Source organism: Pseudoalteromonas sp. SCSIO_11900 (genome assembly GCF_000576475.1).
Lineage (GTDB): Bacteria > Pseudomonadota > Gammaproteobacteria > Enterobacterales > Alteromonadaceae > Pseudoalteromonas > Pseudoalteromonas tetraodonis.
The window spans coordinates 2714097-2733520 of the sequence record NZ_KK070023.1; the positions used below are offsets into that span (position 1 = coordinate 2714097).

Below are 19424 nucleotides of genomic sequence, written 5' to 3' on the forward strand. Positions count from 1 at the left end.
TTATCCTTATTTAAGAGAGCAAACAGCTTGTCGTATTTTGCCATTTTTAGTTCTTGGTATATTATTTACCTCTTCTATAAAAAAGGTAATTGATTTACCAAGTCTTTCTTTTGCGTTATTTGTTAAAATTAAGCGTTGCTTACCATTAAATAGGTTCTTATCTGAAACCACTAAGATAGTGATTTCGTCTTTAATAACTTGAACAAACTGTAAGGCTATTATTCCGTCAACTCCTTTAGGTATATGGTTTAGTATATGCACCTTTTGCCCATCTTCACCTATCAAGTAATCCCCAACTCGCCCTTCTATAGAATCTACTATTGGGTAAACCCGTCCACAGGGGCAGGAAGTTTCATTTGATAATATAACGTAGTCACCTGTTTTATAACGTATTAAAGGGTATAGCGCATTATTAAAATTAGTGCCGACAATTTCAGCCCTATCACGACCATCCTCTGTTTTACCAGCTGGCAATAATTCTACATGAGAATAGTCTGTTAATATGTGATAACGACCGTACTCGCAGCTAGCAATAGCAGCTACACGTTCAAATAAACCATACCAATCAAACACAGTACATTTAAATCGCGTTTCAATGAGGTACTTATCCTCCTTTGTTAGTGATTCAGATGAAGTAACAACTGACTTTATTTCACCTGGGTAGTATTCATTATTAACTTCTAGATACTTAGCTAACGTAACAATAGATGAAGGATATGCCTGAATAACTTGTACACCAAAATCAACCATTGCATTAATGTATCCCTGTAAATTTTTAGGCTCCATATGGAATGAAGAAAGCATAATCATGTTTTCAAAGTAAGAATAGCGCCAAAACGGCGCTTTTTTTTGGGCAAGGGGTACTATCATATCGCCTCTTATCCATGCCCTTTTATCTTTTTTTTCCATTCCCGCCCAACGCATCATTCGATTTATGAATGCTTGTTCAGCAATAACTGATTCCATATTCTGCGGCACAGACAAAGGTGAGCCAGTTGTACCACTTGTACTACCTTTTATTAAAATCCCTTTACTATTTTTTGATAAAAATTGGTCCTTATTCCTATTTACTTCTGCTTTATCAATATATGGATACTTGTTAATATTTGTTCCAAAGTTTTTGTAATACAAAGTATTTCTAGTAGCGTCAGTTAACACCTGCTCTAGCTTGTGCTCTGAATAACCTTGTAAAAGTACTTCGTTACTATCATGGTTGAGTAAAATATTAGTAAGTTGCTCGCACCTTATATTTTCTCTCAATCTTCTTCGTAAAAAGGCTCTTACACTTAACATCAAACTCTGCACTATGACAGGGCTTGAGGTGTAAGATTTGCTAGTGAACATTATTAGTATCCCTTTATGGTAATGTTTGGCTTTATTATCAATTTAAAAAGCCAACCATAATAATATTTACAAATAGTTTTTGCGTTTTTAATATTCCAACAACGAAATATCGATTTTGTCGAAACTAAAATTCATAAAAACCTGACTATTCTAGTCAAACAATAATTAGTAATAAGCATAAGCAAAAAGCAGCTATACTTTACAGCAACAGATTTACCTTTCTGATAAACAAGGTTAAACGTATATTTTGCTGATATATTTTATATTATTTAATTGCGCTGAAAGGATGCCTATAGTTTTAAACAAGATTGATAGGTGCCTCACAATACTCTAAGTAATAAGTTTAGTAATCTAAATGAGGCCCATTAATATTTATCTTACAAAATACCGCGAGTATCAATAACAACTTTTGATGCAAACTCTGTTTTATCTGCAGCTTTAAATTGTTTATGATCAACTAATACTACAACGACATTTGCTTGCTCTAGTGCGCTTTCTAACGACACTAAGCTGACATTTTTATCTGCTAGGTTAGCTGGTAGCTCTGAAATGTTTGGCTCTACAGCAAGTATTTCACCTATATTTTTTGCTGCTAATTCTTCAACAATATTTAATGCCGGGCTCTCGCGAAGATCGTCAATATCGGCTTTAAATGAAAGGCCTAAACACGCAATAACTGGACGTTTAAATTCATCAGCGGCTTTTGCTACTTTTTCAATTACGTAAAATGGTTTTGCGTCGTTAGTTAAGCGTGCTTGTTTAATTATTTTTGCTTCGTCTGGGCAACTTGCAACAATAAACCAAGGATCAACCGCAATACAGTGGCCGCCAACACCTGGGCCTGGGTTTAAAATATTTACACGCGGGTGACGATTAGCAAGCTTAATAAGCTCCCACACATTAATTTTTAATTTGTCACAAATGACTGACAATTCATTGGCAAAGGCAATATTTACATCGCGAAATGAGTTTTCGGTTAACTTAGCCATTTCAGCAGTACGGGCATTGGTAATAATACACTCGCCGCGCACGAAAGTTTCGTATAACTTAACGGCTTTTTCGCTACATGCTTTGCTCATACCGCCTATTACACGGTCGTTCGACACTAGCTCTTGTAATACATAGCCAGGTAATACACGCTCAGGGCAATGAGCAACATTGATGTCGGCGGCATCGCCTTTATCTTGTGGGAACGTTAAGTCAGGGCGCGCTTCACTTAACCAAGCGGCTAGTTGCTCTGTTGCACCTACAGGTGAGGTGCTTTCTAAAATAACTAAGTTACCTTTTTCAAGCACTGGGGCAATCATTTTTGCAGCCGATTCAATATAGCTTAAATCTGCACTGTGGTTACCACTTTCGCTGTGAATAAATGGTGTAGGTACAGCTACCATAAACGCATCGGCTTTTTCTGGCGTTGTAGTCGCTCTTAAGTTACCAGTAGATACTACGCCACGAACTATTATGTCGAGATCAGGCTCTACTATGTGTATTTCACCGGCATTAATGGTATTAACTGCTTTTTCGCTTACGTCTAAACCAATTACTTTCATACCGCGCGATGCAATAACCGCCGCAGTTGGTAAACCTATGTAGCCTAAACCAACAACTGAAACTGTTTTAATTGTCATTACTAAATCCTTGAAAAAGTTTTAAACTTTATTTTAATCTTTAAAGTGTTGCTTAATTTTAGCCACAATGCGTTCACACGCTTTACCATCACCATAAGGGTTATGTGCACGGCTCATTGACTGATATTCTTGAGCGTTAGTGAGTAAGTTATTAACTTCATTCACTATGCGAGCTTTATCTGTACCTACAAGTTTAACTGTACCTGCTTCTACCGCTTCTGGGCGTTCTGTGGTGTCACGCATAACGAGTACAGGTTTACCTAGGCTTGGCGCTTCTTCTTGAACACCACCTGAGTCGGTTACGATTATGTGAGCTTGATTCATTAAGTACACAAATGGTAGGTAGTCTTGCGGCTCGATTAAATGCACATTATCAACATTTTTTAATATACGATTTACTGGTTCACGTACATTAGGATTTAAATGCATTGGGTATAAAATTTGTGTATCTGGGTGGGCAGTTGCAATTTCTACCAATGCCTCACAAATTCGCTCAAAACCGCCACCAAAGCTCTCACGGCGGTGCCCTGTAACTAAAATAAGCTTTTTGGTTTCATCGAGCTCTGGAAACTTAGCTTTTAGAGTTGAAATTAAAGCGGTATCGGTTTTTACCTTATCAACCACTTGTAGTAATGCATCAATAACGGTGTTACCAGTAATTACGATATCGTCAGCACTTACTGCTTCATTGAGTAAGTTTTGCTGCGATGTTTGCGTTGGTGCAAAATGCAGCTTTGTAATAGCACCAGTAAGCTTGCGGTTACCCTCTTCAGGCCATGGTGAACTTAAGTTGCCTGTGCGTAAACCCGCTTCTACGTGCCCTACTGGAATTTGCTGATAAAACGCCGCTAAACTTGCAGATAAAGTAGTGCTGGTATCGCCATGAACAAGCACTAAATCTGGTTTAAACTCTTCAAGAATAGGTTTTAAGCCTAACAAAATATTTGTTGTTACATCGTATAAGCTTTGACCCGGTTTCATAATATTCAAATCGTACTCTGGTACAATTTCAAAAAGGTCTAAAACTTGGTCAAGCATTTCACGATGCTGAGCAGTAACACATACTTTTGCATCAATACCGTCTGCTTCATTTAGCGCTTTAACTAGCGGCGCCATTTTTATTGCTTCAGGTCGCGTACCAAAAATACTTAATACTTTAATAGCCATGATTTCCCTTAATTTTTTACTAACCGATTTTGCATAAATTTATGCATTTGCCATTAATTGCTTAACGCGCTTGGTAAATTCTTCACCCAATAGGCTTGATTGCATTGCATACTCTACGTTTGCGAGCATATAGCCTAGTTTTGAGCCGCAGTCATGAGACTTACCTTTTAAATGATACGCTTCAATTGTTTCAAGATGACGTAACTGTAGTAATGCATCTGTTAATTGTATTTCTCCGCCAGCTCCCGGAGGGGTATATTCGAGTAAATCCCAAATAGCGGGTGATACAACATAGCGCCCTGTTATGGCTAAATTACTGGGCGCTTCGTCATTATTTGGTTTTTCAACCATATTGGTAATGGCTGCATTTTCGCCAGGCGCAATATTTTTACCAGCTAAATCAACCACACCATAGTTGTGCACTTCTGCCTGTGGGACGGGCTCAACCATAATTTGGTTATGTTGCGTGCGTTCAAATTGGGCGATCATTTGCGCTAAGTTATCTACCTTAAGGTTTGACTTATATTGATCGATAATTACATCGGGCAATAAAATAGCAAAAGGGTTATTGCCAATGATTGGCCGGGTTTCAAGTATTGCATGGCCTAGGCCTAACGGCGCCGATTGACGAACCGATATAATGCTTACATCTCGCGGGATTATTGAACGCACCTCTTCTAGCAGACTACGTTTTACACGGGCCTCTAAGGTTGCCTCTAGTTCAAAGCTAGTATCAAAATGGTTTTCTATCGCGTTTTTAGAAGCATGGGTAACCAGTACAATTTCTTTAATACCGGCTTTTACTGCTTCGTTTACAACGTATTGAATGAGGGGCTTATCGACTAATGGAAGCATTTCCTTTGGCGTTGCTTTGGTAGCTGGTAACATACGGGTACCCAAGCCTGCAACAGGCAAGACTGCTTTTAATACTTTCACTTCAATTCCTTTTATAGTTTCTTTTGGTTATAACGTAGCTGTTTATAAATGTCGCTGCGAATAGCGAGTTTTAAGCACTACTAACCCTTATGGGCGGTTATTATACACAACACATATAATCGCTCAATATAAAAAGCAGCCTTTTTGATTGTTTTGTGTTAATTTTTTGTTAACCAGTTATTTTGCTTTTTTGTAATCTATCAATTTACTTTCAATGGGAATATAATAGTACGGTTAACTTTTAAGGGATGGGATTTGTGCGCGTAGGAATTTGCATAATTATATTAGTGTCTTTTTTTGCTTGTGCACAAGACATGCTTTTACATTTGCGTAATAGCGATATAATTACCCGTGCAAAGCAATTTTACGGCGATGCAGGCCACCAACGAATAAAAACATGGCTGAGTTTTATAGATGACTCTGCCGACAAAAGCGAATGGCAAAAAATTCATTTGGTTAATGACTTTTTTAATAAGCATATAAAGTACAAAACCGATGATGAACTTTGGCAAAAAAAAGATTACTGGGCCACCCCGCTTGAAAGCCTAGGTGTTGGCATGGGTGACTGTGAAGATTATGTTATTGCTAAATATTTTACTTTAATCGCTTTAGGTATCCCCGAAGATAAAATACGCTTTATGTATGTACGCCAGCGTACGGTTAATCAACCACACATGGTGCTTATATACTTTGAACAGCCTAACCAAATACCGTTGGTGCTTGATAACTTTAATACAAAATTAGTGCCTGCAAGCAATCGGGGCGATTTAAAACCTATATACAGTTTTAATGGCCAAGGTTTATGGTTAGCCAAATCGAAAGGGTTAGGTAATAAGGTTAAAAATAGCCGTGGGGTTTCTGCTTGGAACACTATGCTAGAACGAATTGAACAAGGTGAGCTTGCCCCCGCCGGTGGTAACAATAAAGGAACTAGTAGTTATGTCTCGAATATTTAAACATGGATTGAGTTTAAAAACTCAAGTATATGGCTTGATCATATTAATTTCGGTTATTTCATTTTGTGTACGCGTTATTACCGATGTGGATACAACCCGTAATTATTTACAAACACAAATGGCCAGCCATGCGCAAGACACCGCTACCAGTTTAGGGCTTTCTATATCTCCCTATTTAGAAGACGATAACCTAATGATTGCCGAGACGATGGCAACCGCTATTTTTGACTCTGGTTACTACAGTGAAATTAAGTTTACTGATGTACAAAATAATACTGTATTTGAGTTACAAAACCCTAAACGCGTTGAATCAGTTCCTAGTTGGTTTATTAGTGCTGTTGAACTGAGTGCGCCCACTATGCATTCTGAAATAAATAATGGTTGGATGATGGCAGGTACACTTGATGTAACTAGCCATACTGGGCAATCTTACCTTACCTTATGGCAACACACACTCCGCAGCTTATTTAGCTCATTTTTGCTATTAGCAGCATCGCTGGCTATTGCATTTTTAATTTTACGCGCCGTATTTAAGCCGTTAAAAGCCGTAGAAAATCAAGCCACTTTAGTGACTCGAAAACGCTTTACCTTAAATAAAGAAATACCAGTAGCACGGGAGCTTCGTACTGTTACACAAGCCATCAATAACATGGTTATGAATTTACAAAGTACGTTTGATTCACTGACCAAACAAACACAAGCGCTTACTGAAGAAGTATACATAGATTCGTTAACGGGGTTGGGTAACCGTAAGTCGTTTGAAAACCACTTTAATTCTGTGGTAAATAACATTTCTGACGATGCGCCAATTACTGCGATGATGCTTACCCTGCCCTCATTAAATAATATAAACCAAATAGTAAGCTACCAAGATGGTGATCAGCATGTATTAGATGCAGCTAAAATACTTAAGCATTTTGCCGATGAGTTACCAAATTCAACCGTTTTTAGGTTAAACGGCGGCACGTTTGTATTACTGGCCCCGTATGACGTTTTATTTTTAAATAAAGCCCGCCTAGACCTCATTGATAATTTAAGTCAAAAAGAAAACAGCTTACATATAAACGGTTACGCTAATTTAGCGATTGTTGGCGTTGAGCAAGGAGCGAGTTTAGGTGAAGTGTTATCGCTACTTGATACTGGTTGCACTATAGGTGAAGACACTACGTTTGATAAAAACGATAAAGAATCCTTATTTAGTGTTAACCAATGGCGCAAGCTTATTAAGTCAATTATAAGTGCTGGCGAAGTGAGTTTTTCGGTACAACCTGTTAAACAAGCTAATAAAGTTAATTCTCAATGTTACTTTGAAGTGTTTGCCCACTTTATTCATGAAGGCGAAAAAGTAAATAACGGCCACTTATTTGCCATGGCCGAAAAGTTAAATTTAACTGAAGAACTCGATAAAAAAATTATACGCAATTTTGTGGATATTAAAGAACAATACCCAAATGAAGTGTTTGCCCTGAATATTAGTAAGGCATCCTTGTATTCAGCCAACTTTATACAATGGCTTACGCTTTACTCGCACACTAAACCAGTCATTAAAACAAACTTAGTGTTTGAACTACATGAAATAAGCTTATTGTATAACGTGCATATTGCGTCTTTACATATAGATGCAATTAAAGAGCTGGGTATTAATGTGTGTATTGAACACTTTGGTACTAGCTTAACGTCGTTTAGGTATTTACAAGGCCTTGATATTGAGTACGTTAAAATTGATGGTAGTTATATTCAAGACTTAGTGGTCAACCCGCAAAGCCAATTTTATATTCAAACAGTTAATAATATTTGTCATGGCTTTGGTATTAAAGTTTTAGCCTGTTTAATTGAAAAAACCGAGACTTTAAAAATACTTGAATACCTAGGATGTGATGGGGTACAAGGTAATTTAATACTGCCACCATCAAAAATTATTAAATCTAATGAAAATGGCGTAAATAAAGAGTTTACTTTTTGCACCGATGCGCTAAAATTTTGCAATTAGTACTCAACCAAGGGACGAGAAATGAAAAAATTAATTTTAGCTGGCTTAGTAGCTAGTGCGTCTGCTCTAACTGCTTTGCCAACCTATGCACAAACGGATAATAATGCTGTGGTTCAAGAAGTGAGCATAAATAGCATTATTGATATTCTTAATAACGTAACAGCAGATACTACGCCAGAGCAGTTACGCGAAGATTTAGTAGAAGCGATTAAACGTATTTGTAAAAATAAAGAAAAAATCAAGCTAGACGAAAAGCTACTAAATGGCGCATGTGGCGCTGCAGACATTGATGCAATGGTTGCTGCTGTTGTGGCACGTTTTGGTGCAGATAACCCATTAATTTCTGACTTTTTAGCTGCACTTACAGCTGCGGGCTTAGATACTGATGCAATCACCCTAGCAGCAATTACTGCGGGTGTTGATGCTACAACCGCTTCTGAAGCAACTGCTGCAGGTCCGGGTACTGGCCAGCCAGCTCCGCCAGTAGGCAGCTTACCAACATTACCAACACCTCCAGGTTCTGGTGGTACAGGCGGTGATAACGGTATATCTGAAGTAGGTAACTAGTTTTTACTATTAGTATATTTAAACGCAGCCAATTGGCTGCGTTTTTACTTTGTTTGAGTTTATTTTGAATCGTTTTATATTTTTTCTTATTTGTCTGATCCTTTTTTTGCTTCCCCTTCCTTTAGGTAGTTACAGGCCTTGGGCAATTTTAGCTATTGGTATTTTAACTAGCTTTACCTTTATTACTCACTTGGCAAACAGTGTTTTAAATAACCACCAAGCGCTTTTCCCTCCTCGATATACTTGGCCATTATTTGCTACCTTAGGCATTGTTGCTTTAGTGTGTGGAGTTCAGTTATTTGGCGTGAGTGTTGATGCTTTTCAAACCAAACAAATGTTATTAAAAACCAGCTTTTTAATAATGTTGAGCTGGTTAATATTTAATTACTGTAATAATGTAAATCGTATTAAAAAATTAATTTACGCTGTTATTTGCGCCGGTGTTTTTCAGGCTTTGTATGCTAGTTACTTAAACTTATCGCCTGATATTGTTAGCCCTTTATTTGGCTACAAACACACCGACCGCGCGATTGGTACCTTTACCTATTCTAACTTTTTAGCTAATTACTTAGCGCTGTGTTTATGTTTAGGCATTGGTGTTTTAATTAGCGAATTAAAACGCACTAACAATGGCTATAAACCTACTTTAAAACAAACGCTACGCGCCTGGGCCGAGGTATTATTAAGTTCTAAAATAATCTTACGTATTTCATTAATTATTATTATTGTGGCGCTTATTTTAACTCGCAGCCGTATGGGTAACTCGGCGTTTTTTATTGCCTTAATTATAGTGAGCTTACTGGCGCTGTTTGTTTATAAGCAAAAGCCTAAAGCATTTAAGTTACTGATTGTGAGCTTTTTTATTATCGATTTAATCATCATTGGTGCCATTTTCGATGTAGAAAAGGTAAAACAACGTATTAGCGAAACCAGTTTACAATCGGAAACTCGCGATGAAGTTGTACGCGACTCAATCCCGTTGATTTTAGATAACCCGTTATTAGGCTCGGGCGGCGGTACTTTTTACACTGCGTTTCCTGCGTATCAGTCTGAGCCCTACTCTGGCTACTACGACAATGCGCATAACGATTATGTGCAATTTGCAGTTGAGCTGGGTATTCCTGCAACGGCGTTATTGGGACTACTGGTGCTTTATTGTTTATGGTTGTGTATTAATACTATGCGAACGCGCAAAACGGCCCTTTATCAGGGGGTGGCATTTGGTTGTGCTACAGCTATTGTAGCAATGATGCTGCATTCGTCGGTTGATTATTCGCTTCAGGCGGGGGCTAATTCGATGTTGTTTATAGTGGTGTTATGTTTAGCTTTATTAACCAACAAGTTACCGGCACCAAAACGGATTAAAAAACGGCGCAGCGAAAGTTAACGGGCTGCGGGAAGCGGGAAGCGGGTTACGAGCCTAATCCCGAAACCCGTAGTTCGCAACCCGCCGTCAGCAAGCTCTAACACCTAACACTTCATCCAGTTATATCATTACAATAAGATCTTAAGAAAATTATACACAAAGAGGGCTATGAGTCGCTGCGCTTTTAGATATTTAGCCCGCAACTCGAAGCTCGTCGCCCGTCGCCCGTCGCCCGTCGCTCACGACATTAAAAATGACGCGACATGAAGTCGCTGCTACACGTCGGCAATAATATCGACCTGATACCTAGCACCTAATACCTGTTTTTAATCTACTGCTCTTCTAAATCAAATTCGGTGGTGTGGCCGTCGCCGTGTATGAGCTGGTAGCGGACTAAATTACCGCCTTTAAGGGAAACCAAACTAATAGCCGAATCACTTACTAGGTACTTTTGCCCTTTGCCTTTAGTTTGGTGTTTGTCTACTTCCATGTGCCAGCGTTTGGTAAAAAAGTTAAGCGGACTTTTAGGGCCATATAAAATGGAGTCGAGCTTATCAAGCACATTTATTAGCTTACGCGGGAACTCGTTTTTAATGCCACTGGCTGTGAGCTGCCAAATTCGGTTGGGGTGATCGCCAAAACGCTTTTGCACTGAAAAACAAAACGAATAATGCACGTCGCCTGATAAAATCAGCGTTTCATTTGGGGTGTCGGTGCGTCTAAATGTGTCGAGCAGTTTTTTAGCTGAGCCTTCGTGCGCCATCCAGTTTTCTACATCAACCATAAGCGGTTGCCCACACATATTAAACACCGCTTGAATCGCCTCTATTGATTTAACCCCAAACACCGGAGCGGGCGATACAATAATGACTTGGTCATGACTGAGTAGGCTTTCTTCAAGCTCAGTAAGACGCTCCCAATCTAACAAGCCTGAGGGTTCATTAAAGTTCTGCTCGTTACGCCAGCGGTGTGTTCGGGTATCAAGCACCACCACTTTAGGAATAGTTGTTAGCTCATAATGCCAATGGTTAAAATCATTTAGATGTTTATCAAATGCTTTGAATTGCCATTGCTTATCCCCAGCTAGACTTGTTGTAAATGGAGTAAGTAGCGCACCGGTTTTTTGTAGTGCGTCGTTACCCATTCCCTGAAACAGCCAATAGCTTGCTAAGCCATTATTTACAATACGTTTGCTACTGGGGTTTTGGTTAATGGCTTGCTCCCACCCGGCGGTGAGGTTCCAATCATCAGTGACATCGTGATCGTCAAACATCATTAAGGTAGACACATTGGCACATAATCGCTCTACCTCAGCTAAGCCTTTGGCGTAATCAATGAGTGTGGCTTTTTCTGTGCTAAACAATGCTTGGCTTTTTTCGTTACCGCCTGAGTAATTTAGCTTTGATAAGTCAACATATTGCCACGCGGTACTACTAAAATTAAGTAAATACAGCGCTACAAACTCTTCAAAATGAATAAGGTGGTTATACGCTTTTACGCTAGAAAAATGTGGCTCGTCTTTTTTTAACCAATAACCTATGCCTAATTTAGAGCGCTTTTTCCACGAGGTGGTGGGTAATAAATGATGGCGGCCATAAAGCTGTTGGCTAATATCGTCGGGTAAATCCAGTGCAAGCGGTTGCTCTTTGTAAATGCCTAGATGCTCAATGAGTTGATGGATAGCTAATAACATAGGCCCTGCTACATCGTCAGCATATACCTGATCGCCCGAGAGCAATAGCAACTGCGCCCCTTGCTGATTATTACTGCGTTGAGTAGCTTGCCACTGACTTGAACTAACTAGGCTGTCTTTTGCGGCATGATGTGCATTGCGACACGAGCCATGTAATATTTGCGTCAGTCTTTTGGGGATCACAAACGCAGGTAACGCACCATCATTAAAACTAAACGCTGATAAATCAACGGGGCTGTCATCAAAAAATAACTGATATTGTAGTAATATATCGCGCGGGAACTGGCTGTTTATTGGTTTAATAACTATGAACTGTAAAAATAAATGTTCACCCAGTCTAACGCTGTTTTGTTCGCTATAGCATTCGTAGCCCATTAGCTCTATACGGCCGTTTACCTGCTTTGAGGTAGCAAACTGAATACAGACTGTGGTTTTTTCTGCTCGGCGCACCATGGGCCCCATAAGTAACAGAGGATGTTGCACCGAGAGAGTCGTCATGAGGTTAGCCTTTAGCTGCTAATTTAAATAAAGAATAAAAATTATCGGTGGTGGCCTTTGCCAATTCGTTAAAGCTAATGCCTTTTAGTTCACTAATATAATAAGCAACATCTTCCACATACGCTGGCTGATTAGTTTTGCCACGGTACGGTACTGGCGCTAAATACGGCGAGTCGGTTTCAATAAGCAGCCGTTCAAGTGGGATTTGTTTTACCACTTCTTTAAGCTCTACCGCATTTTTAAAGGTCACAATACCTGAAATAGAAATATAAAAACCCATATCAATGGCTTTTTTGGCCATATCCCAATCTTCGGTGAAACAATGTAGCACCCCACCACAATTTTCTGCTTTGTGTTCACGCATTAAGTTAATGGTGTCTGCACGGGCGTCACGGGTATGAATAATAAGCGGCTTTTGTAATTCATTTGCCACCTCAATATGGCCAACAAAACTGGCTTGTTGTACGGCATGGGTGTCTTTTGCATAGTAATAATCGAGCCCAGTTTCGCCAATCGCCACTACTTTGTGGTGCGAGGCTAAATCAATTAATTGCTGTTTATTAAGCGCGTCTTTTTGATCAAGCGGATGTACACCACATGACGCTGATACGTCGTCGTAATGCTTAATTTGCTCTAGCATATTAGGGAACTGATCAAGTGTGACGCTCACACATAAAAAGTGTTCTACTTTTTTGGCGCGAGCGTTATCAAGTACTTGGTCTAGGTTTAAATCGAGTTTATCAAAATCAAGACGGTCTAAATGGCAATGAGAATCTACAATCAAAATAAGGCCTGTTTTTACTACATGGTATAAGTTGGATTGCCGGAGTTTAACATAGTCCCCAGCAGTTTTTCGATCTTCGCGTTTAGGTTTGTTTTATCATCTAAAAAGCTAATGCCGATCCCCGGAGGGTTTGAGCTTTGTGCACCTTGCGGAGTGATCCACGTGACTTTGCCGGTGACCACATCGTCTTCTAAGGCATCAGGTAAGGTTACTCGTAAAGCGAGTGAATACCCAGGCTCATAACGCATATTGGTGCGTACAAATAGCCCCCCTTTTTTTAAAAAAGGCATGTAGCAGCGATATAGTTCGTCAAGGTCATCTATATCAACTAATAGCTCTTGCATATCTAATCCTTTTTATTGGTTGCGTAATGTATACGCTAGTCGTGATACCGCAAGCGGTAAGTTTAGCCCAAGAATTTGTATGTTATTTTGTAAAAAATCATTCAAGGCTTGCTGTGCAACTTGGTAGGCTTCAAAACTCATGCCATTTAAAAGCTGCTGTTTTAACTGCTCACTTAAAAATAAGGTAAAAATACGAACAAGCTCAGGCTGTTTATTTATTATATCGACTAACGCATTGAAATTATGGCTTTGTTTAAACTCAGTTGCAAATTTATAGAGTGTATCAATGCTTTCTAGCTGATTTTGCTGTTGCCACTGCTTTACTTGCAGGGGTTGACTGTAAAACAATGATAACCATGGGTAGTTAGGCACATCTAAAGAGCTTAGCCACTGCTGTGCTAGCTGGCTATTGGTTACTTTGACCTCAGTTTTAGCACAGCGGCTTAAAATAGTCGCTGGTAATTGTGCCACTTGGCTGGTTGTAAGAATTAAAAACCGGCTGTTACTGGGCTCTTCTAAGGTTTTTAATAATGCATTTGCTGCCGCCGTTGTCATTTTTTCGCAGTTTTCAATAATCGCCACTTTGTTGCCATTTTGCGCCGCCGACTGGTGCATAAAGTCGCTTATGCCGCGTATGTCGTCTACACCTATGCTTTGCCCTTCTACTTGAGTAACGCGTTTATCTGGGTGCGTCCCAGCTAGGTTTAACGAGCAGCTTTTACACTGCCCACACGGCGTTAGCACGCTATTAGGTGCACTTAACTGCGATTGTGTATTGTGACATAACAAACTGTTAGCTAATTGATCGCTTAGCTCAAACTTGCCTACCCCAATAGGCCCGCAAAATAGCTGCGCGTGATGAAAGCGCTGCGCTTTATAGCTTTGAGCTAAACGTTGCTCTACATCGTTAAGCCATGGCAATGCCATATTATTTTAACCCTGAAAAAAACGTACGCAGTACATTGGTGATATCACGGTGTACTTTATCAATACTTTGGTTAGCATCAACGGTTTTAATGCTTTCATCATCGTTTGCCAGTTCTATGTAACGCATACGGGTGCGCTGAAAAAACTCAATGGCTTCTTGTTCAATTCTATCGAGTTCACCACGCCCTTTTGCCCGTTCAAGACCAATAACAGGGTCAATATCAAGGTAAATGGTTAAATCGGGTTTTAATCCTTTTAACACCATAGAGGATAACGACGCTAACGTGTTTGCACTAATTCCGCGTCCACCGCCTTGATACGCCTGTGACGATAAGTCGTGACGATCAGCCAATACCCATTGCCCTTGCTCAAGTGCAGGGTTTATTACATTGTGCATTAGCTGTGAGCGAGCTGCGTACATGATAAGTAGCTCAGTTTCAAAGGCGATTTCTTCTTGATGCTCTGCTTTTACTAAGGTACGCAACGATTCAGCCAGTGGTGTGCCACCGGGTTCACGGACATTAATAAAATCAATATGATGATGATTTAAAAAGTCTTGGCACAGGGCAATAGCGGTTGATTTACCCGCGCCCTCTAGGCCTTCTATCACTATAAATTTTGGTTTCATAAACACTAATTCTTTTTATTTAAAATATACCGGTTAACCGCCGCATTATGTTGCTTTAATGTGGTTGAAAACTGATGGCTGCCATCGCCTTTTGCTACAAAGTAAACATACTCGCTTTTAGGCGGGTTTACCGCGGCTAAAATTGCTTCTTTGGATGGCATGGCAATTGGCGTGGGCGGTAATCCGTTAATACGATAGGTATTATACGGTGTGTAATTTATCAAGTCTTTACGTTTAATATCACCGTCAAAATCTTCGCCTAGCCCATATATTACGGTTGGATCGGTTTGTAAGCGCATATTGGTGTTTAATCTATTTATAAACGCCGATGCAATTAACGGACGCTCACTGGCAAGCGCGGTTTCTTTTTCGATAATAGAGGCCATGATCAGTGCTTCATAAGCGGTATCGTAAGGTAAATCGCTTGCCCGTTGTTGCCAAGCATCAGCCAACGTTTGCTGCATTTTTTGCGCAGCACGTTTTAGTAAACTGCTGGCAGTATCATTGCTATGGTAATGATAGGTATCGGGGAATAACCAACCTTCTAGATGGGTTTGCCTACCTATTATTTGCTCGCCAAGTTGTTCGAGTTTTAAATCGTTTTGTAAGTGTGGTGCCGTACTTAGTGCATTTAATATATCTCTAAGTGCTTGGCCTTCAATAATGGTAAAACTAAAACTAACTTGCTCGCCTTGGTTTATTTTTTTTATATTGTTGATCACGCTATCTGCGCTTAACTCGTACAAACCCGCTTTTAAATCGGTCAAGGTTGGGTCGAGTTTAGCTAATATTTGAAACCGCCAACAGTCTTCTACCCACTGTTGCTGCTGCCATTGACGGCACAACTTATTAAATCCGGTGCCTTTTTTAACTTCAAATTGGGTGTTATCGGCTATCTGTAATGGCGTTTGAATTGTTGCCTGTAATTGCTGATAGCCAATCACTGAGCTAAAAAAAGCCAGCAATAATACTGATACAATAACTTTTAACACTAAGCCTCCTTGGCTACTGTTAGTAATGACCGACTGTGAGCAATATCAAAACAGTGCTCGCCTATGCTTTTTACGGGCACAATTTTCATTAAACTATTACATACAAATACCGCGTCTGCTTGGGTAAGCTCATCAACGCTGATAGTTTTAAATTCAATTGCTAATTTATCACATAAAGATTGCAGAAAAACACCTTTAATGCCGCACTCATCAAGCCTGGGGCTAATTACTTTATTATTTTTTATTGCAAAAATATTAGCCGCCGAGGTTTCAATTACATTGTTGTTGTAGTCAAGTACAAGTGCATCATCACTTTGCTCGGTTTGTAGGGCATTTTTGATCAATACTTGCTCAAGTCTATTTAAGGTTTTAAGCCCTGCTAAGTGCGGTTGTAAAGCCAGTTTAATTGGACTGATGACTAAACTAATTCCTGTCTCGTGTAAGCTGTTATAATGCGCTGGATAAGGTAAAACACTCACAATAATGTTTAAATTACATTCGCTTAGTGGCGCATAGCCTCGCCCGCCCTCGCCGCGTGTTACCACTATTTTAACAACCGCTTGAACCTTTGATGCTATTTGCTGAGTAATGTGCGACTCAAGTGCGCTAAACTCAAGCGCCGGAAACCCTAAACGCTGCGCGCATTCAATTAAACGCGCTTTATGATAAGACCAATGTTCAACCTGTCCATCAGTAATAATCGCGGTTGTAAAAAAGCCATCGCCATAGTTTAAGCCTCTATCGCGGGTACTTACGCTACTGGTTTCACTTGCTGTTATTATTGTTTGCATATTTTTTTACACATAAAAAAACCCAGTTAAACAACTGGGTTCTTATTGTCGTTCGTTGTTAAAAAAGATTATACCTTTTTAAACAGTAACGAGCCATTAGTACCACCAAAACCAAATGAGTTACACAACGCGTAATCAAGTTTGGCGTCTCGTGCTGTGTGCGGCACGTAATCTAAATCACAGCCTTCATCTGGGTTGTCTAGGTTTATTGTGGGTGTTACTTTTTGCTCGGTCAACGATAAGATAGACACTATCGACTCAACAGAGCCCGCTGCACCTAGTAAATGACCCATCATCGATTTAGATGAGCTTACCATCACATCTTTCGCTGAATCACCAAAAATGGTTTTAACCGCTGACGTTTCGGCTTTGTCGCCCGCATGAGTAGACGTACCATGTGCGTTAATGTAGCCAACTTGCTCAGCATTTACTTGCGCATCGTTTAATGCGTTTTCCATAGCCAGAGCCGCACCTGCGCCATCTTCTGGTGGTGAGGTCATGTGGTAGGCATCGCCACTCATGCCAAAGCCAACAAGCTCTGCATAAATTTTAGCGCCACGGGCTTTAGCGTGTTCGTATTCTTCAACAACAACCACACCAGCACCATCTGAAAGCACAAAGCCATCACGGTCTTTATCCCAAGGACGAGACGCTGCTTGAGGGTCGTCGTTACGTGTTGAAAGCGCACGTGCGGCATTAAAGCCACCCATACCAATTGGCGTACACGCTTTTTCTGCGCCACCGGCAACCATTGCATCGGCATCGCCGTAGGCAATCATTCGCGCTGCATGGCCAATATTATGCAGGCCTGTAGTACATGCCGTCACAATTGAAATATTAGGACCACGCAAGCCGTGCATTATTGATAAATGACCTGAGATCATATTAATAATGGTAGACGGTACATAAAACGGCGATAACTTTCGTGGGCCGCTGTTTAGTAATTTAATGTGGTTTTCTTCGATTAGGGTTAAGCCACCAATACCTGAACCTACCGCTACACCAATACGGGTTGCGTTTTGCTCAGTGACTTCGAGGCCTGAATCTTGAAAAGCTTGAACACCCGCTGCAATGCCATACTGGATAAATAAATCCATTTTTTTAGCATCTTTTGGCGACATATAAGCCGATGCATCAAAATCATTGATTAAACCAGCGAAATGAGTACCAAATTTTGATGTATCAAAGTGGGTAATATTTTGAATACCACTTTTACCATCTAATAAGCCTTGCCAGGTTGATTGCACATCATTGCCTAGCGGCGTCAACATTCCTAAGCCAGTTACGACGACACGACGTTTAGCCACGGTTTGCCTCCAATAAGGAATTATTATTATACCAATTAACTTAGCTCAGTTTATTTCAGCGTTAACGCTGTTGCTAATTATGTTATTAGTATTGGGGATGATCATACCCAAGCTACCTCAAAGTGCGAGTCTCAAACCAATAACCAACGCTGAGCAATAACAATTTAATTGCTGATGATGAGTGAGGGTTTGGAATTGAATCATGGACTTTGAGGTGGTTTGGATATAAAGATTAAAGGCAGCGAATGCTGCCCTTAATTTGCGATTAATTACTCAGCGTGAGCTGTAACGTAATCGATTGCAGATTGTACTGTAGTGATCTTTTCAGCTTCTTCATCTGGGATCTCAGTGTCGAACTCTTCTTCAAGAGCCATTACTAATTCAACAGTATCAAGAGAGTCTGCACCTAGGTCATCAACGAATGAAGCTTCGTTTTTAACTTCTTCTTCTTTAACACCTAGCTGTTCGATGATAATTTTCTTTACGCGTTCTTGGATATCGCTCATTCTTCTTTCCTTTATTAAAAACGCCAATGCGTTATTTTCAGATTGCGGCGTAGTTTACGTCCGATAATTCTCTGATTCAATCTTTTGACCATAAATAATTTGCTGGTCAAACCTGTTGAGTGTTTATTTTATCTTTTATCGCTTATTTTCACAGCGATTTCAAGTATGTTTAAAGCAAGTTTGCGAAAAATTCAATGTTTTTTAGCAAACTCATTGGTAATTTGTGGTTTAACTATTTCGCATTGCGAAGCTAAACCATGTACATCGCACCATTTACATGCAAAGTTTCACCTGATACGTACGCAGCGGCGTCAGATGCTAAATAACACACAGCTGCTGCAATCTCATCTGGCTGGCCTAAACGACCCGCAGGTACGTTTGCAAGCGTTGCTGCTTTTTGCTCATCTGTCAAATCGTCCGTCATGTCTGTTTGGATAAATCCCGGTGCAACCACGTTGACAGTAATACCACGAGAAGCAACTTCACGCGCTAATGATTTAGAAAAACCGATAACACCCGCTTTAGCTGCCGCGTAGTTCGCTTGGCCAGCGTTACCCATAGTGCCCACTACTGAGCCAATATTGATAATACGGCCGTTCTTTTTCTTCATCATTGGGCGAAGTACCGCTTTAGATAAACGGAAAATAGAGCTTAAGTTGGTGTCGATAATATCGTCCCACTCGCTGTCTTTCATGCGCATTAATAAATTATCGCGCGTAATACCAGCATTATTTACTAAAACATCAATATCACCCAAATCGGCTTTAATTGCTGCTAATGTAGCCTCAATTGACCCAGGATCGGTGACGTTAAGCGCATAACCTTTACCGTTATCACCTAAGTATTCGCTAATTTTAGCCGCACCTGACTCGCTTGTCGCTGTGCCCGCTACCTTTGCGCCTTGTGCCACTAAGGTGTTTGCAATCGCTTTACCAATACCACGGCTAGCGCCGGTGATCAGGACAACTTTGCCCTCTAAAGAAAATAAATTACTCATATA

18 protein-coding genes are annotated in these 19424 nt (G+C 40.1%); 4 read left to right on the plus strand and 14 right to left on the minus strand.

The features are described from left to right. Positions 1 to 6: 6 nt before the first annotated feature. From BG00_RS12530 to galU, 4 genes are all read right to left on the minus strand, one after another. Positions 7 to 1344 carry a phenylacetate--CoA ligase family protein gene (locus BG00_RS12530; protein WP_036982952.1) on the minus strand — a complete coding sequence of 446 codons (1338 nt, stop codon included), beginning with the start codon at positions 1342 to 1344 and terminating at the stop codon, positions 7 to 9. A gap of 377 nt (positions 1345 to 1721) precedes the next feature. Continuing rightward, a complete protein-coding gene (wecC, locus tag BG00_RS12535; RefSeq protein ID WP_036982954.1) occupies positions 1722 to 2972 on the minus strand; it encodes a UDP-N-acetyl-D-mannosamine dehydrogenase in 1251 nt (416 codons plus the stop codon). A gap of 33 nt (positions 2973 to 3005) precedes the next feature. Then, entirely contained in the window at positions 3006 to 4139 is a 1134-nt protein-coding gene (gene wecB / locus BG00_RS12540; protein ID WP_036982955.1) for a non-hydrolyzing UDP-N-acetylglucosamine 2-epimerase, read from the minus strand. Positions 4140 to 4178: 39 nt separating this feature from the next. Further along, positions 4179 to 5075 (minus strand): UTP--glucose-1-phosphate uridylyltransferase GalU, encoded by an 897-nt coding sequence (gene galU / locus BG00_RS12545; RefSeq protein WP_036982956.1) that lies wholly within the window; start codon positions 5073 to 5075, stop codon positions 4179 to 4181. Positions 5076 to 5332: 257 nt separating this feature from the next. Here galU and BG00_RS12550 point away from each other — a divergent pair, with 257 nt between their 5' ends. The 4 genes from BG00_RS12550 to BG00_RS12565 all read left to right on the plus strand — a co-directional run bounded on the left by BG00_RS12550 (position 5333) and on the right by BG00_RS12565 (position 9975). Further along, complete coding sequence (locus tag BG00_RS12550) at positions 5333 to 6031, plus strand: transglutaminase-like cysteine peptidase (protein ID WP_036982957.1); 699 nt, start codon at positions 5333 to 5335, stop codon at positions 6029 to 6031. After that, positions 6015 to 8021 carry a bifunctional diguanylate cyclase/phosphodiesterase gene (locus BG00_RS12555; protein WP_036982959.1) on the plus strand — a complete coding sequence of 669 codons (2007 nt, stop codon included), beginning with the start codon at positions 6015 to 6017 and terminating at the stop codon, positions 8019 to 8021. Before BG00_RS12550 ends, BG00_RS12555 begins: the two co-directional genes overlap by 17 nt. Before the next feature lie 21 nt (positions 8022 to 8042). Next, entirely contained in the window at positions 8043 to 8588 is a 546-nt protein-coding gene (locus BG00_RS12560) for a hypothetical protein (RefSeq protein WP_036982962.1), read from the plus strand. A gap of 64 nt (positions 8589 to 8652) precedes the next feature. Next, positions 8653 to 9975 (plus strand): O-antigen ligase family protein, encoded by a 1323-nt coding sequence (locus tag BG00_RS12565; protein WP_190276270.1) that lies wholly within the window; start codon positions 8653 to 8655, stop codon positions 9973 to 9975. 310 nt (positions 9976 to 10285) lie between these two features. Here BG00_RS12565 and BG00_RS12570 read toward each other — a convergent pair whose 3' ends face one another. The 10 genes from BG00_RS12570 to fabG form a co-directional block, all read right to left on the minus strand. Then, the gene (locus BG00_RS12570; RefSeq protein WP_036982964.1) at positions 10286 to 12145 is read right to left on the minus strand and encodes an alkaline phosphatase D family protein; all 1860 of its coding nucleotides are present in this window, start codon (positions 12143 to 12145) and stop codon (positions 10286 to 10288) included. Between the two features lie 4 nt (positions 12146 to 12149). Further along, positions 12150 to 12929: a TatD family hydrolase gene (locus tag BG00_RS12575; protein WP_036982965.1), complete on the minus strand. Its 780-nt coding sequence runs from the start codon at positions 12927 to 12929 to the stop codon at positions 12150 to 12152. 17 nt (positions 12930 to 12946) lie between these two features. Then, the gene (locus BG00_RS12580; RefSeq protein WP_008109887.1) at positions 12947 to 13273 is read right to left on the minus strand and encodes a PilZ domain-containing protein; all 327 of its coding nucleotides are present in this window, start codon (positions 13271 to 13273) and stop codon (positions 12947 to 12949) included. A gap of 12 nt (positions 13274 to 13285) precedes the next feature. Further along, positions 13286 to 14200, minus strand: coding sequence for a DNA polymerase III subunit (locus BG00_RS12585; protein WP_013464701.1), 915 nt, complete (start codon positions 14198 to 14200; stop codon positions 13286 to 13288). Between the two features lies 1 nt (position 14201). Further along, the gene (tmk, locus tag BG00_RS12590; RefSeq protein ID WP_016899838.1) at positions 14202 to 14828 is read right to left on the minus strand and encodes a dTMP kinase; all 627 of its coding nucleotides are present in this window, start codon (positions 14826 to 14828) and stop codon (positions 14202 to 14204) included. Between the two features lie 5 nt (positions 14829 to 14833). Further along, positions 14834 to 15820, minus strand: a complete 987-nt coding sequence (gene mltG / locus BG00_RS12595; protein WP_036982967.1) for an endolytic transglycosylase MltG — start codon at positions 15818 to 15820, stop codon at positions 14834 to 14836. Then, positions 15820 to 16611: an aminodeoxychorismate lyase gene (gene pabC, locus BG00_RS12600; protein ID WP_036982968.1), complete on the minus strand. Its 792-nt coding sequence runs from the start codon at positions 16609 to 16611 to the stop codon at positions 15820 to 15822. The genes mltG and pabC overlap by 1 nt, the downstream gene beginning before the upstream one ends. A gap of 68 nt (positions 16612 to 16679) precedes the next feature. Further along, positions 16680 to 17918 carry a beta-ketoacyl-ACP synthase II gene (gene fabF / locus BG00_RS12605; RefSeq protein WP_008109876.1) on the minus strand — a complete coding sequence of 413 codons (1239 nt, stop codon included), beginning with the start codon at positions 17916 to 17918 and terminating at the stop codon, positions 16680 to 16682. Between the two features lie 269 nt (positions 17919 to 18187). Further along, on the minus strand, positions 18188 to 18424 hold the full coding sequence (gene acpP / locus BG00_RS12610; protein ID WP_008109873.1) for an acyl carrier protein: 237 nt from the start codon (positions 18422 to 18424) through the stop codon (positions 18188 to 18190). Between the two features lie 250 nt (positions 18425 to 18674). Further along, complete coding sequence (gene fabG / locus BG00_RS12615; protein WP_036982969.1) at positions 18675 to 19421, minus strand: 3-oxoacyl-ACP reductase FabG; 747 nt, start codon at positions 19419 to 19421, stop codon at positions 18675 to 18677. Between the last annotated feature and the right edge of the window lie 3 nt (positions 19422 to 19424).